Annotated in this window: 12 protein-coding genes; all 12 read left to right on the forward strand. The window is 62.4% G+C overall.

Features of this window, described 5'->3' with window-relative positions; genetic code table 11:
* Positions 1 to 7 precede the first annotated feature (7 nt).
* The 12 genes from nuoF to USDA257_RS16110 all read left to right on the forward strand — a co-directional run bounded on the left by nuoF (position 8) and on the right by USDA257_RS16110 (position 14,286).
* Positions 8 to 1,312 (forward strand): NADH-quinone oxidoreductase subunit NuoF, encoded by a 1,305-nt coding sequence (gene nuoF, locus USDA257_RS16055; protein WP_014764024.1) that lies wholly within the window; start codon positions 8 to 10, stop codon positions 1,310 to 1,312.
* A 6-nt stretch (positions 1,313 to 1,318) separates the two neighbouring features.
* Positions 1,319 to 1,960 carry an NADH ubiquinone oxidoreductase gene (locus USDA257_RS16060; protein WP_014764025.1) on the forward strand — a complete coding sequence of 214 codons (642 nt, stop codon included), beginning with the start codon at positions 1,319 to 1,321 and terminating at the stop codon, positions 1,958 to 1,960.
* 99 nt (positions 1,961 to 2,059) lie between these two features.
* The gene (gene nuoG / locus USDA257_RS16065) at positions 2,060 to 4,138 is read left to right on the forward strand and encodes an NADH-quinone oxidoreductase subunit NuoG (RefSeq protein WP_014764026.1); all 2,079 of its coding nucleotides are present in this window, start codon (positions 2,060 to 2,062) and stop codon (positions 4,136 to 4,138) included.
* 20 nt (positions 4,139 to 4,158) lie between these two features.
* The gene (gene nuoH, locus USDA257_RS16070) at positions 4,159 to 5,202 is read left to right on the forward strand and encodes an NADH-quinone oxidoreductase subunit NuoH (RefSeq protein ID WP_014764027.1); all 1,044 of its coding nucleotides are present in this window, start codon (positions 4,159 to 4,161) and stop codon (positions 5,200 to 5,202) included.
* Between the two features lie 64 nt (positions 5,203 to 5,266).
* Positions 5,267 to 5,758: an NADH-quinone oxidoreductase subunit NuoI gene (gene nuoI, locus USDA257_RS16075; protein WP_012707628.1), complete on the forward strand. Its 492-nt coding sequence runs from the start codon at positions 5,267 to 5,269 to the stop codon at positions 5,756 to 5,758.
* 146 nt (positions 5,759 to 5,904) lie between these two features.
* Complete coding sequence (locus USDA257_RS16080; RefSeq protein WP_041414296.1) at positions 5,905 to 6,519, forward strand: NADH-quinone oxidoreductase subunit J; 615 nt, start codon at positions 5,905 to 5,907, stop codon at positions 6,517 to 6,519.
* 29 nt (positions 6,520 to 6,548) lie between these two features.
* Entirely contained in the window at positions 6,549 to 6,857 is a 309-nt protein-coding gene (gene nuoK / locus USDA257_RS16085) for an NADH-quinone oxidoreductase subunit NuoK (RefSeq protein ID WP_014764029.1), read from the forward strand.
* A 7-nt stretch (positions 6,858 to 6,864) separates the two neighbouring features.
* The gene (gene nuoL, locus USDA257_RS16090) at positions 6,865 to 8,859 is read left to right on the forward strand and encodes an NADH-quinone oxidoreductase subunit L (RefSeq protein WP_014764030.1); all 1,995 of its coding nucleotides are present in this window, start codon (positions 6,865 to 6,867) and stop codon (positions 8,857 to 8,859) included.
* Positions 8,859 to 10,370, forward strand: coding sequence for an NADH-quinone oxidoreductase subunit M (locus tag USDA257_RS16095; RefSeq protein ID WP_014764031.1), 1,512 nt, complete (start codon positions 8,859 to 8,861; stop codon positions 10,368 to 10,370). Before nuoL ends, USDA257_RS16095 begins: the two co-directional genes overlap by 1 nt.
* Before the next feature lie 18 nt (positions 10,371 to 10,388).
* Positions 10,389 to 11,831 (forward strand): NADH-quinone oxidoreductase subunit NuoN, encoded by a 1,443-nt coding sequence (nuoN, locus tag USDA257_RS16100; RefSeq protein ID WP_041415329.1) that lies wholly within the window; start codon positions 10,389 to 10,391, stop codon positions 11,829 to 11,831.
* Positions 11,828 to 12,595 carry a biotin--[acetyl-CoA-carboxylase] ligase gene (locus USDA257_RS16105; protein ID WP_014764033.1) on the forward strand — a complete coding sequence of 256 codons (768 nt, stop codon included), beginning with the start codon at positions 11,828 to 11,830 and terminating at the stop codon, positions 12,593 to 12,595. Before nuoN ends, USDA257_RS16105 begins: the two co-directional genes overlap by 4 nt.
* Positions 12,596 to 12,618: 23 nt before the next feature.
* Positions 12,619 to 14,286 (forward strand): ribonuclease J, encoded by a 1,668-nt coding sequence (locus tag USDA257_RS16110; RefSeq protein WP_014764034.1) that lies wholly within the window; start codon positions 12,619 to 12,621, stop codon positions 14,284 to 14,286.
* The last annotated feature ends 40 nt before the right edge of the window (positions 14,287 to 14,326 follow it).

The raw sequence follows: 14,326 nt of genomic DNA on the forward strand, positions 1-14,326 counted from the left end.
ATACCCCATGCTCAGAGATGAAGATCGCATCTTTACCAACATCTACGGCCTTAAGGACAAGTCGCTCAGGGGCGCAATGGCGCGCGGCCATTGGGATGGCACCAAGGAGTTCCTCGAGAAGGGCCGCGACTGGATCATCAACGAGGTGAAGGCTTCGGGCCTTCGCGGTCGCGGCGGCGCCGGCTTCCCGACCGGCCTCAAGTGGTCCTTCATGCCGAAGGAAAGCGACGGCCGCCCGCACTATCTCGTCGTCAATGCCGACGAGTCGGAGCCTGGCACCTGCAAGGACCGCGATATCATGCGCCACGATCCGCATACGCTGATCGAGGGCTGCGTTGTGGCAAGTTTCGCCATGGGCGCGCACGCCGCCTACATCTACGTGCGTGGTGAGTTCATTCGCGAGCGCGAAGCGCTGCAGGCGGCGATCGACGAATGCTACGATTACGGGCTGCTCGGCAAGAACAACAAGCTTGGCTACGATATCGATATTTTCGTCCATCACGGCGCCGGCGCCTATATCTGCGGCGAGGAAACAGCACTGCTCGAAAGCCTTGAGGGCAAGAAGGGCCAGCCGCGTCTGAAGCCGCCGTTCCCGGCGAACATGGGCCTCTACGGCTGCCCGACGACGGTGAACAACGTCGAATCAATTGCTGTCACGCCGACCATTCTGCGGCGCGGCGCCGGCTGGTACAGCAGTTTCGGCCGCCCGAACAATCACGGCACCAAGCTTTATTCGGTTTCCGGCCACGTCAACCGGCCGTGCACGGTCGAGGACGCGATGTCGATCCCGTTCCACGAACTGATCGAGAAGCACTGCGGCGGCATCCGCGGCGGCTGGGACAACCTGCTCGCGGTCATTCCCGGCGGCTCGTCGGTTCCCTGCGTGCCTGGCGCGCAGATGAAGGACGCCATCATGGATTATGACGGCCTGCGCGAGCTCGGCTCGGGTCTTGGGACGGCGGCCGTCATCGTCATGGACAAATCGACCGACATTATCAAGGCGATCTGGCGCCTCTCCGCCTTCTACAAGCACGAAAGCTGCGGCCAGTGCACGCCGTGCCGCGAAGGCACCGGCTGGATGATGCGCGTCATGGAGCGCATGGTGCAGGGCCGCGCGCAGAAGCGCGAGATCGACATGCTCTTCGACGTGACGAAGCAGGTCGAAGGCCACACGATCTGCGCCCTTGGCGACGCGGCCGCCTGGCCGATCCAGGGCCTGATCAAGCACTTCCGTCCGGAGATGGAACAGCGGATCGACGAATATACGCGCAATGCGACCTCGCATGGCGCCGTATTGCAAGCAGCGGAGTAACGAGCGATGACCGGGACGCGCAATGAAGTACAGGGCATGAAAGCGGCTGCAGTCATTCCTTTTGTGCGGCCCCTGGGCGCCGGCTCGGCCGATCCTTTCGGCATGGCTGAATGGATGAAGGCCATGCCGGCTGTTCCGCTGATGGCCAATCCTGTGGCCGCCGTGGCGGCGGCGACGGCGCTGGGCTTCGGCCTGTCGAGCCACTTCGCAGGCGTCATGTTCGGGGCAATGCAGGGGGCTGCAAGTGCCCTGCAGAAAAGCGCCGGCGCGCTCGAACCGGTAGAATTTGCCGAACCGGCTCCGGCCGTCGCACCGTCGGAGCCCGTAAGCGGGGAGGCCCCGGCCGCGCCTGAAACCCGGCAGGTCCCACCGGCGCCGCCCGCTGTCGCGAAGCCGAAGGCGCGCGCCGCCAGGAAGCCGGTCGCATCGAAGCCGAAAGGCCGTGCCGATGACGATCTGAAGCGTATTTCCGGGATCGGCCCGAAGCTCGAGCAGGTCCTGAAAGGCCAGGGCCTTCGCCGCTTCACCGATATCGCCGGTCTGAGCGAGACGGATGTCGCGCGGATCGATGCCGAATTAGCTCTCAATGGCCGCATCTCCCGGGACGATTGGATCGGGCAGGCGAAGGTGCTGATGCGCGAGAAATGACATGACGGCTGCCCGGTCGTCACCATACCGGAAGAGCCGTGAAGGAATTGTCCGGCGCCACAGAAGGCAGCCGGACGGAAGACAGGATTGAGTACGAAGATGGCAAAGCTGAAAGTCGACGGAAAAGAGATCGAGGTCCCGGATCATTTCACGCTGCTTCAGGCGTGCGAAGAGGCCGGCGCCGAGGTTCCGCGCTTCTGTTTCCATGAGCGGCTTTCGGTTGCCGGCAATTGCCGCATGTGTCTGATCGAGGTGAAGGGCGGCCCGCCGAAGCCGGCTGCCTCCTGCGCCATGGGCGTGCGCGATCTGCGTCCCGGCCCGAATGGCGAGGCGCCGGAAGTCTTCACGACGACGCCGATGGTCAAGAAGGCCCGCGAAGGCGTCATGGAGTTCCTGCTGATCAACCATCCGCTCGACTGCCCCATCTGCGACCAGGGCGGCGAGTGCGACCTGCAGGACCAGGCGATGGCCTTCGGCATCGACAGCTCGCGCTATCAGGAAAACAAGCGCGCCGTCGAGGACAAGTATATCGGCCCGCTCGTCAAGACGGTGATGAACCGCTGCATCCACTGCACCCGCTGCGTCCGCTTCACGACGGAAGTGGCGGGCATTGCCGAACTCGGGCTGATCGGCCGCGGCGAAGATGCGGAGATCACCACCTATCTCGAACAGGCGATGACGTCGGAACTGCAGGGCAACGTCGTCGATCTGTGTCCGGTCGGCGCGCTGACCTCGAAGCCTTTCGCCTTCACGGCGCGGCCGTGGGAGCTCAACAAGACCGAATCGGTCGATGTCATGGATGCGGTCGGCTCGGCGATCCGCGTCGACACGCGCGGCCGCGAGGTGATGCGCATCATGCCGCGCGTCAACGAGGAGATCAACGAAGAGTGGATCTCCGACAAGACCCGCTTCATCTGGGACGGGCTGAAGACGCAGCGTCTCGACCGGCCCTATGTGCGGAAGGACGGCCGCCTGCAGTCGGCGACCTGGAGCGAGGCCTTCCAGGCGATCAGGGCTGCCGTCGACAAGAGCTCCGGCGACAAGGTCGGTGCGATCGCCGGCGACCTCGCATCCGTCGAGGAAATGTACGCCCTGAAGGAGCTGATTGCCTTGCTCGGATCGCAGAACGTCGATTGCCGCCAGGACGGCGCAGCGCTCGACCCGACGCTCGGCCGCGCCAGCTACCTCTTCAACCCGACGATCCAGGGGATCGAGGGCGCCGACGCGCTGCTCATCATCGGCTCCAACCCGCGCTTCGAGGCTTCGGTTCTCAACGCCCGCATCCGCAAGCGTTATCGCATGGGCAATTTCCCGATCGCCGTGATCGGCGAGCGGGCCGAACTGCGCTACGAATATGAATATCTCGGCGCCGGTACGGATACTCTCTCAGAGCTTATGTCCGGCAAGGCGAAGTTCTTCGAGACGCTCGAGAAGGCCGAGCGGCCTCTGATCATCGTCGGTCAGGGCGCGCTCGCAGGGGAGGGCGGCGCTGCCGTTCTCGCCTCCGCCGCGAAGCTCGCCGCCGCGGTCGGCGCAGTCGGCGCGGACTGGAACGGCTTTGCCGTCCTGCACACGGCGGCCTCGCGCGTCGGCGGTCTGGATCTCGGCTTCGTCCCGGGCATGGGCGGCAAATCGGCGGCCCAGATGGTCGACGGCACGGACGTGCTGTTCCTGCTCGGCGCCGACGAGATCGACCTCTCGGCGAGGAAGGGCTTCACCGTCTATATCGGCTCGCACGGCGACAGTGGCGCGCATGCGGCGGACGTCATCCTCCCGGGCGCGGCCTATACGGAAAAGTCCGGCACCTGGGTCAATACCGAAGGCCGCGTCCAGCTCGGCAACCGCGCCGGCTTCGCACCGGGCGACGCGCGCGAAGACTGGGCGATCATCCGTGCGCTTTCGGATGTGCTCGGCCGGAAGCTGCCGTTTGATTCGCTTGGCGAATTGCGTGCGAAGCTCTATGCCGCCCATCCGCATTTCGCAGAGATCGATGGCATTGCCGCTGGTAGCAGCGACGAAATTGCCGCACTTGCCCAAAAAGCCGGTGAGATGGCCAAATCCGTATTTGCGTCTCCGGTCAAAGACTTCTATTTGACGAACCCGATAGCGCGCGCATCCGCCGTCATGGCCGAATGCTCGGCCTTGGCGCGCAACAATCTCAAAGCTGCCGCGGAATGAGCGCGAGGGACTAGAGCATCATGGACGCTTTCATTTCGAGCTACGTCTGGCCCACGGCCATCATCATCGGCCAGTCGCTCCTGCTTCTGGTCGCGCTGCTGGTCTTCATCGCCTATGTCCTGCTGGCGGACCGCAAGATCTGGGCCGCCGTGCAGCTTCGCCGCGGCCCGAATGTCGTCGGCCCGTGGGGGCTGTTCCAGTCCTTTGCCGACCTTTTGAAATTCGTCTTCAAGGAGCCGGTCATTCCGGCCGGCGCCAACAAGACGATTTTCCTGCTCGCGCCACTTGTCTCGGTGACGCTGGCCCTCGCGGCCTGGGCCGTCATCCCGCTCAACGCCAACTGGGTGATCGCGAACATCAATGTCGGCATCCTCTTCGTCTTCGCCATATCTTCTCTTGAGGTTTATGGCATCATCATGGGCGGCTGGGCGTCGAACTCGAAATATCCGTTCCTCGGCGCGCTGCGCTCCGCGGCGCAGATGGTGTCCTATGAAGTCTCGATCGGCTTCGTGATCGTCACCGTGCTGCTCTGCGTCGGCTCGCTCAACCTGACGGACATCGTCAATGCGCAGTCGGACGGCCTCGGAACGATGATCGGCCTGCCGGCCTCCTTTCTCGACTGGCATTGGCTGTCACTGTTCCCGATGTTCATCGTGTTCTTCATCTCGGCGCTTGCCGAGACGAACCGCCCGCCCTTCGACTTGCCCGAAGCCGAGTCCGAACTCGTCGCCGGCTTCATGGTCGAATACGGCTCGACCCCGTACATGATGTTCATGCTCGGCGAATACGCGGCGATCTGCCTGATGTGCGCGCTGACGACGATCCTGTTCCTCGGTGGCTGGCTGCCGCCCGTCGACATCTGGATCCTGAACTGGGTGCCGGGCATCATCTGGTTCGTGCTGAAGGCTTCGTTCGTGTTCTTCATGTTCGCGATGGTGAAGGCCTTCGTGCCGCGCTACCGCTACGACCAGCTGATGCGTCTCGGCTGGAAGGTGTTCCTGCCGCTGTCGCTGGCGATGGTCGTCATCGTCGCATTCGTTCTGAAGCTCATGGGATGGGCATGATGGCCCCGCAAGCTTCGCTGCATACCGCCGGCTTCTCCCAGGCCGGCACATTTGGAGGTTTATGATGGCCGGTCTTTCGCAAGCCGTCAGCTCGCTGTTCCTCAAGGAGTTCGTCGGCGCGTTCTTTCTGTCGATGCGCTATTTCTTCCGGCCGAAGGCGACCCTGAACTATCCCTTCGAAAAAGGCCCGGTCAGCCCTCGTTTCCGCGGCGAGCATGCGTTGCGCCGTTATCCGAACGGCGAAGAGCGCTGCATCGCCTGCAAGCTCTGCGAGGCGATCTGTCCCGCCCAGGCCATCACCATCGAGGCCGGCCCGCGCCGCAACGACGGCACCCGCCGCACGGTGCGCTACGACATCGACATGGTGAAGTGCATCTACTGCGGTTTCTGCCAGGAAGCCTGTCCGGTCGATGCCATCGTCGAAGGGCCGAACTTCGAATTCGCCACCGAGACGCGCGAAGAGCTCTATTACGACAAGGAAAAACTGCTGGCCAATGGCGACCGGTGGGAGCGGGAAATCGCGCGCAACATTGCAATGGACTCGCCCTATCGCTGAGGCCATCTGCGTAAACGCAGCATCGCGCCGCTCGTAAGAGGGTGCATGCGGAACGGGTTGGGCACTGGCCGGACGGACTGTCCGGCTTTGCCTCATGGAGTGAGGGCCGCGCCTTCACGCCGAGCAAGACGAAAAAGGCACCGATCATGGGTCTGCAGGTTCTTTTTTTCTATCTCTTCGCCTTCATCGCAGTGGCGTCGGCATTCATGGTTATCGCGGCAAAGAACCCGGTCTATTCGGTTCTGTTCCTGATCCTGACCTTCTTCAACGCGGCAGGGCTCTTCCTGCTGACGGGTGCCGAGTTCCTGGCGATGATCCTGCTGGTGGTCTATGTCGGCGCGGTTGCGGTTCTCTTCCTTTTCGTGGTCATGATGCTCGACATCGACTTCGCCGAACTGCGCGCAGGCGTACTTGAATACGCGCCGGTCGGGGCGCTGATCGGTCTGATTCTCGCCGCCGAGCTCATCGTCGTCGTCGGTGGTTCGACCTTCTCTCCGGAGATCGCCAAGGGCATCGCCATGCCGATCCCGGCCGCCACCGAACGGACCAACACGGCCGCGCTCGGCGACGTTCTCTACACCCACTACATCTATTTCTTCCAGATCGCCGGGCTCGTGCTTCTCGTCGCCATGATCGGCGCCATCGTGCTCACCCTGCGTCATCGTGAAAACATCAAGCGCCAGAGCATTCCGCGCCAGGTTGCCCGCTCGCCCGAGACCGCCGTCGAGGTGGTCACGGTCAAGCCGGGGCAGGGCCTTTAATCGGGACGCGAGGTCGAGGGATTAGACTTATGGAAATCGGAATCTCCCACTATCTCACCGTCAGCGCCATTCTCTTCACGCTCGGCGTCTTCGGCATCTTCATCAACCGGAAGAACGTCATCATCATTCTGATGTCCGTGGAGCTCATTCTCCTCGCGGTCAACATCAACATGGTGGCCTTCTCGGCGTTCCTGAACGACATCACCGGCCAGGTCTTTGCGCTGTTCATTCTGACCGTCGCGGCCGCCGAAGCCGCTATCGGACTTGCAATTCTCGTCGTCTTCTACCGCAACCGCGGTTCCATCGCCGTCGAAGACGTCAACATGATGAAGGGCTGACAGGGCCATGGACACCATTATCAAGGCTATCGTCTTTCTGCCTCTGATCGGCTTTCTGATCGCCGGCCTTCTTGGCACGCAGATCGGTGCCAAGGCATCCGAATATGTGACCAGCGGCCTGATGCTGATTGCGCTCGCGCTCTCCTGGTTCGTCTTCTTCGACGTCGCTCTCGGCGAGGAAGAGATGATCAAGGTCTCGGTGCTGCACTGGATCCAGTCCGGCAGCTTTGACGTCGAATGGGCGTTCCGCGTCGACAGCTTGACCGCCGTCATGTTCGTGGTCGTCAACACGGTCTCGACGCTGGTGCATATCTATTCGATCGGCTACATGCACCACGATCCGCACCGTCCGCGCTTCTTCGGCTATCTGTCGCTCTTCACCTTCGCGATGCTGATGCTGATCACGTCGGACAACCTGCTGCAAATGTTCTTCGGCTGGGAAGGCGTCGGCCTCGCGTCGTACCTGCTGATCGGCTTCTGGTACAAGAAGCCGTCGGCCAATGCGGCGGCGATCAAGGCCTTCATCGTCAACCGCGTCGGCGACTTCGGCTTCTCGCTCGGCATTTTCTGCGTCTTCGTTCTCTTCGGCTCGATCAATCTGGAAACGGTCTTCGCCGCCGCGCAGAGCTACCTGCCGGCTGAAGGTGCAGAGGCAGGGGAGGCCGTGATCACGCTCTTCGGCATGCACCTCGACAAGGCGGATGCGCTGACGGCAACCTGCCTGCTGCTCTTCATGGGCGCAATGGGCAAGTCGGCCCAGTTCTTGCTGCACACGTGGCTGCCGGACGCCATGGAAGGCCCGACGCCCGTTTCGGCCCTCATCCATGCCGCGACGATGGTAACAGCCGGCGTCTTCCTGGTCGCCCGCATGTCGCCGCTCTTCGAGCTGTCGCCGGATGCGCTGACCGTCGTCACGCTCGTCGGTGCGATCACCGCCTTCTTCGCCGCGACCGTCGGTCTCGTCCAGAACGACATCAAGCGCGTCATCGCCTATTCCACCTGTTCACAGCTCGGCTACATGTTCGTGGCACTCGGCGTCGGAGCTTACGGCGCCGCCATATTCCACCTGTTCACGCACGCCTTCTTCAAGGCGCTTCTCTTCCTTGGCGCCGGTTCGGTGATCCACGCCGTCGATGGCGAGCAGGACATGCGCTACATGGGCGGCCTGCGCACCCATATTCCCGTCACCTACTGGATGATGTTCATCGGCACGATCGCGCTGACCGGCGTCGGTATCCCGGGCACGGTCATCGGCACGGCAGGCTTCTTCTCGAAGGATGCGATCATCGAGTCCACCTTCGCGTCGCACAGCGTCGTTTCGGGGATTGCCTTTGCCCTGTTGGTGATCGCTGCGCTGTTCACCAGCTTCTATTCCTGGCGTCTGACCTTCATGACCTTCCACGGCACGCCGCGCGCCTCCCACGAGGTCATGCATCACGTCCACGAGTCGCCCCAGGTCATGCTGGTGCCGCTCTATGTCCTCGCCCTCGGTGCGCTTGTCGCCGGTTTCCTGTTCCACGACTATTTCTTCGGCCATCACTATGCCGAATTCTGGCAGGGCTCGCTCTTCACCGGGCCGGAAAACGAAATCCTCGAGGAATATCACCACGTTCCGCTTTGGGTGAAGTGGAGCCCGTTCGTGGCCATGGCCCTCGGCCTCTACACTGCCTGGTACATGTACATCCGTTCGCCGGAGACGCCGAAGTACCTGGCCGAGCAGCATCGCGGTCTCTACCAGTTCCTGCTCAACAAGTGGTATTTCGACGAGCTCTACGATTTCCTCTTTGTCCGCACCGCCAAGCGTCTCGGCACCTTCCTCTGGAAGGAGGGTGACGGCCGCGTCATCGACGGCTTCGGGCCGAACGGGGTGGCGGCGCGCGTGCTCGACGTGACCGACCGCGTCGTCCGGCTGCAGACCGGATACCTCTATCACTACGCGTTCGCCATGCTGATCGGCATCGCAGCGCTCGTTACATGGATGATGCTCGGGAGTTCCTTCTGATGACCGATTGGCCCGTACTTTCCGCGGTCACCTTCCTGCCGCTGGTCGGCGCCCTGCTTCTCTTGCTGATGCGGGAAGACAGCGCCAACGGCCGCCGCAACATCCTGAACATCTCGCTGCTGACGACGATCGTCGTTTTCGGCCTGTCGCTCTATGTCTGGTACCAGTTCGACAGCTCGAACCCCGGCTTCCAGATGGTCGAGAAGCATGAGTGGCTCGGCACCGGCATTTCCTACCATCTCGGCATCGACGGAATTTCCGTATTGTTCCTGCCGCTGACGGCATTCCTGATGCCGTTCTGCGTGCTGGCGAGCTGGGTCACGATCGAGAAGCGCCTGAAGGAATACATGATCGCGTTTCTGCTTCTGGAAACGCTGATGCTCGGCGTCTTCGTCTCGCTCGACATCGTGCTCTTCTACGTCTTCTTCGAGGCGGGCCTCATTCCGATGTTCATCATCATCGGCGTCTGGGGCGGCAAGGACCGCGTCTATGCGAGCTACAAGTTCTTCCTCTATACGCTGCTCGGCTCGGTGTTGATGCTGCTCGCCATCATGGCGATGTATTGGCAGGCCGGCACCACCGACATCACCGAACTGCTCAAGTATAACTTCCCGCGCCAGATGCAGACCTGGCTGTGGCTTGCCTTCTTCGCGTCCTTCGCGGTGAAGATGCCGATGTGGCCGGTCCATACCTGGCTTCCCGACGCACACGTCCAGGCACCGACGGCGGGCTCGGTCATCCTGGCCGGCATTCTGCTGAAGCTCGGCGGCTACGGCTTCCTGCGCTTCTCGCTGCCGATGTTTCCGCTGGCCTCCGACTATTTCGCGCCGCTCGTCTATACGCTGTCGATCATCGCGATCATCTACACTTCGCTGGTGGCGATGATGCAGACCGACATCAAGAAGCTGATCGCCTATTCCTCCGTCGCGCATATGGGCTATGTGACGATGGGCACCTTTGCGGCCAACATCCAGGGCGTTCAGGGCGCGATCTTCCAGATGCTCTCGCACGGCATTGTCTCGGGCGCGCTCTTCCTTTGCGTCGGCGTCGTCTATGACCGGCTGCACACGCGCGAAATCGCCGCCTATGGCGGTCTCGTCAACAACATGCCGAAATATGCGGTGGCCTTCATGGTGTTCACCATGGCTAATGTCGGGCTTCCGGGCACCTCGGGCTTTGTCGGCGAAGTCTTGACGCTGGTTGGCGCCTTCCGCGCCAATACCTGGGTTGCGCTCTTTGCGACCAGCGGCGTCATCCTGTCGGCGGCCTATGCCCTTTGGCTCTATCGCCGCGTCATCTTCGGTGCGCTGGAGAAGGATAGCCTGAAGGCGCTGCTCGACCTTTCGACGCGCGAGAAGGTCATCCTCTATCCGCTGGTGATCCTGACGATCTTCTTCGGTGTCTATCCGGCGCCGGTCTTCGATGCGACGGCGGCTTCCGTGGATCTGCTCGTCAACAACTACGCCGCAGCCCTGCAGGCAGCGCAAAACGTTGCGCTTTCGGTGCAATGACCACAGGACGTGATGGACATGACTGCTGAAACCCTATTTGCAAGCCTGCAACTCTCGGTCCCCGAACTGATCCTGGCGGTCGGCGCGCTGGTGCTGCTGATGGTCGGCGTCTATTCGAACGAGCGCGCGACGCCGGTCGTGACCGGGCTATCCGTCGCCGTGCTCGTCGTTGCCGGACTGTGGCTCATTCTGAACACTGATAACGGCGAGGCCTATGCCGGCGCCTTCCTGTCGGATCCCTTCGCGAAGTTCATGAAGGTTCTGGCGCTGATCGGCTCGGTCACCGTCATGGTGATGACGATTGGCCAGGCTCGGGCTGCGCAGATCGACCGCTTCGAGTTTCCGGTGCTTCTGCTGCTCGCGACGCTCGGCATGCTGCTGATGATTTCGGCCAACGACCTGATTTCGCTCTATCTCTCGTTGGAGCTGCAGTCGCTGGCGCTCTATGTCGTGGCCGCGATCAATCGCGACAGCGTGCGCTCGACAGAAGCGGGCCTCAAGTATTTCGTTCTTGGCGCCCTGTCGTCCGGCATGCTGCTTTATGGCATGTCGCTCGTCTATGGCTTCACCGGCCATACCGGCTTCGACGAGATCGCAGGCGCACTCACCGCGGAAGGGCGCTCGCTCGGCCTGGTCTTCGGTCTGGTGTTCATCCTTGCCGGCCTTGCCTTCAAGATCTCGGCCGTTCCGTTCCATATGTGGACGCCGGACGTCTATGAAGGTGCACCGACACCGGTGACGGCCTTCTTTGCGGCCGCACCGAAGGTGGCGGCCATGGCGATGCTCGTCCGCATTGTCATTGAAGCCTTCGAACCGGTCGTCGCCGACTGGCGGCAGATTATCGTCTTCATTTCGATTGCTTCGATGCTGCTCGGTTCCTTCGCCGCCATCGGGCAGCGCAACATCAAGCGACTGATGGCCTATTCCTCGATCGGTCACATGGGCTATGCGCTCGTCGGTCTAGCCGCCGGATCGATGGCCGGGGTGCGCGGCGTCATTCTTTACATGGTGATCTACATGGTGATGACGCTCGGCACCTTCGCCTGCATCCTCGCCATGCGCCGCAGGGACGGCGAACATGTCGAAGGGATAGATGACCTCGCCGGTCTGTCGCAAACCAATCCGTTCATGGCGACGGTGCTGACGATCCTGATGTTCTCGCTCGCCGGCATTCCGCCGCTCGCCGGCTTCTTCGCGAAGTATTTCGTGTTCGTTGCGGCTATCGAAGCCCAGCTCTACGGGCTGGCGATTATTGGCGTGCTCGCTTCCGTCGTCGGCGCTTACTATTACCTGCGCGTTATCAAGGTCATGTGGTTCGACGAGGCCAAGGGCGAATTCGCCCGTACGGCCGGCGAATTGCGGCTGGTCTACGGACTTTCCGGCCTGTTCGTGCTCGGTTACGTGCTGATTGGTGGTCCGCTTGGAAATGCCGCCGAGGCTGCGGCCCGGACCTTCTTTTGACCGGCGGGCGCGGCAGCGGCCCGATATCGCCCGACGATTTCCGGCACATAGCGCTTGCCGAAACTGGCTCGACGAACAGCGAATGCCTGGCGAGGGCGCGCAATGGTGATCCGGGCAATCTCTGGGTCACCGCCACGCGCCAGACGGGCGGCCGCGGTCGACGCGGCCGCGAATGGTTTTCCGAGCCGGGCAATCTCTACGCATCCCTGCTGCTCATCGATCCGGCGCCGGTGGAGCACCTGCATTCATTGCCGCTCGCGGCGGCGGTGGCGGTGCATCGGGCCATTCGCAGGGTGATGCCTCCGGGTTCTGCGGAGGTGGCGATCAAGTGGCCGAACGACATCCTCATCGATGGCCGGAAAGCCTGCGGCATCCTGCTCGAAGGCGAAGGACTTGCTGACGGCCGTCATGCGCTGGTGATCGGCTGCGGTGTGAATGTCGCGGTCATGCCCGAAACGGGGCTTTACCCGGTCACGTCGCTTCGGCACGAGGGCGCGACGATCTCCGCCGAGGAACTGTTTGCTCACCTGTTCGTGACAATGGCGGAGGCTCTCTCGACTTGGGACCGCGGCGCCGGCATCGCCGCGATTATCGATCAGTGGCGGGCCGCCGCGAAGGGCATTGGCGAGACCATCACCGTCAACCTGCCGAACCGGTCTCTTGCGGGCCGCTTCGTCGGTATCGACGAAGGCGGCCGACTGCTGCTCGACACGGGCTCCGGCCCGCCGCAGGCGATTGCGGCGGGCGACGTATTTTTTGGATGAACAAGAATAGAGGCGCATTACAAATGGCGCAGGATGAAGACCTGGTGTTCTTGCCGCTTGGCGGCGTTGGCGAGATCGGCATGAATCTCGGCCTTTATGGCTACGGCAACCCCGGATCCCGGCAATGGATCATGGTCGATTGCGGCGTGACCTTTCCCGGCCCGGAACTGCCCGGCGTGGAACTTGTGCTGCCGGATATATCCTTCCTTGCCGAGGAGCGCCGCAATCTCAAGGCGATCATCATCACGCATGCCCACGAGGATCACTACGGTGCCCTGAACGATCTCTGGCCGGGTCTGAACGTTCCGGTCTACGCCTCGCCCTTCACCGCCGGCATGCTCGAGGCGAAGCGAGAATTCGAAAAGAGCCGCGGCGAAATCCCGATCACCATCTTCAAGGCCGGCGACCGCATCAATGTGGGGCCTTTCAGCATCGAAGCGATCGGCGTCAACCATTCCATTCCCGAGCCGATGTCGCTGGTCATCCGCACGCCGCTCGGAAGCGTCGTGCATACGGGTGACTGGAAGATCGACCTGGAACCCTCGCTTGGTCCGATCACCAATGAAGCGCGTTTTCGCCAGGTGGGTGAAGAAGGCGTTCTGGCGCTCGTCTGCGACTCGACCAATGCGCTGCGCGACGGCGTTTCGCCTTCCGAGCGGGAAGTGTCGGAAAGCCTGGCGAAGATCATCGCGGATGCCGAGGGGCGCGTCGGCATCACCACCTTTTCGTCGAATGTCGGCCGCATCCGCTCGGTCGCTGAAGCCGCCGAGGTCGCAGGCCGCGAAGTGCTCCTGCTCGGCAGCTCGATGAAGCGCGTCGTCGACGTCGCGAAGGATCTCGGCATCATGGAGGGGCTGAAGCCGTTCCTGGCCGAGGACGAATTCGGCTACATCCCACACGACAAGGTCGTCGTCATCTTAACCGGAAGCCAGGGAGAGCCGCGCGCCGCCCTCGCCAAGATCGCCCGCGACGAGATGCGCAATGTGGCGTTTTCGGCCGGGGATACGATCGTCTTCTCGTCGCGCACGATCCCCGGCAACGAAAAGGCGATCAACGACATCAAGAACGGGCTGATCGAGCAGGGCATTCATATCATCACCGACAGCGAGGCGCTGGTGCATGTGTCCGGCCATCCGCGCCGCAATGAACTGCAGCAGATGTATCAATGGCTGAAGCCTGAGATCGTCGTGCCGGTGCATGGCGAAGCGGCGCATCTGACGGCACATGCCGAGCTTGCGCTGCATTCGGGCATCGCGAGCGTTCCGCGGCTGCGCAACGGCGAGATGCTGCGCCTCGCTCCCGGACCGGCCCAGGTCATAAACGAGGCGCCGCACGGCCGCATCTACAAGGACGGGACGCTGATCGGCGATTTCGACGAGATGGGCATTGGCGAACGCCGCAAGCTCTCCTTTGCCGGCCACGTCTCGGTCAATGTCGTGCTCGACAACCGCTACGACTTCCTCGGCGACCCCGACGTCGTGCCGATCGGGCTTCCGCAGTTCGACGACGAAGGCGACGAGATGGACGACGTGCTCTACGACGCCGTCCTCGGCGCGGTGGAAAGCATCCCGCGCGTCAAGCGCAAAGACTTGGCAATGCTGCAGGAAGCTGTCCGGCGCGCGGTGCGCAGCACGGCCAACCAGATCTGGGGCAAGAAGCCGATCGTCACGGTCTTTGTCACCAAAGTCTGATTTGTCCGGCGGCGGAGCCGGTGTAAACCCGTGATCTTCC

The sequence above is a fragment of the Sinorhizobium fredii USDA 257 genome, assembly GCF_000265205.3.
GTDB classification, from domain to species: Bacteria; Pseudomonadota; Alphaproteobacteria; order Rhizobiales; family Rhizobiaceae; genus Sinorhizobium; species Sinorhizobium fredii_B.

Bases quoted from the DNA above. Each gene is read 5' to 3' on its own strand.
- nuoL (WP_014764030.1), top strand. From the start codon at position 6,865: ATGGACACCATTATCAAGGCTATCGTCTTTCTGCCTCTGATCGGCTTT.
- nuoH (WP_014764027.1), top strand. From the start codon at position 4,159: ATGGACGCTTTCATTTCGAGCTACGTCTGGCCCACGGCCATCATCATC.
- USDA257_RS16080 (WP_041414296.1), top strand. From the start codon at position 5,905: ATGGGTCTGCAGGTTCTTTTTTTCTATCTCTTCGCCTTCATCGCAGTG.
- USDA257_RS16095 (WP_014764031.1), top strand. From the start codon at position 8,859: ATGACCGATTGGCCCGTACTTTCCGCGGTCACCTTCCTGCCGCTGGTC.
- nuoN (WP_041415329.1), top strand. From the start codon at position 10,389: ATGACTGCTGAAACCCTATTTGCAAGCCTGCAACTCTCGGTCCCCGAA.
- nuoG (WP_014764026.1), top strand. From the start codon at position 2,060: ATGGCAAAGCTGAAAGTCGACGGAAAAGAGATCGAGGTCCCGGATCAT.
- nuoI (WP_012707628.1), top strand. From the start codon at position 5,267: ATGGCCGGTCTTTCGCAAGCCGTCAGCTCGCTGTTCCTCAAGGAGTTC.
- nuoK (WP_014764029.1), top strand. From the start codon at position 6,549: ATGGAAATCGGAATCTCCCACTATCTCACCGTCAGCGCCATTCTCTTC.
- nuoF (WP_014764024.1), top strand. From the start codon at position 8: ATGCTCAGAGATGAAGATCGCATCTTTACCAACATCTACGGCCTTAAG.
- USDA257_RS16110 (WP_014764034.1), top strand. From the start codon at position 12,619: ATGGCGCAGGATGAAGACCTGGTGTTCTTGCCGCTTGGCGGCGTTGGC.
- USDA257_RS16060 (WP_014764025.1), top strand. From the start codon at position 1,319: ATGACCGGGACGCGCAATGAAGTACAGGGCATGAAAGCGGCTGCAGTC.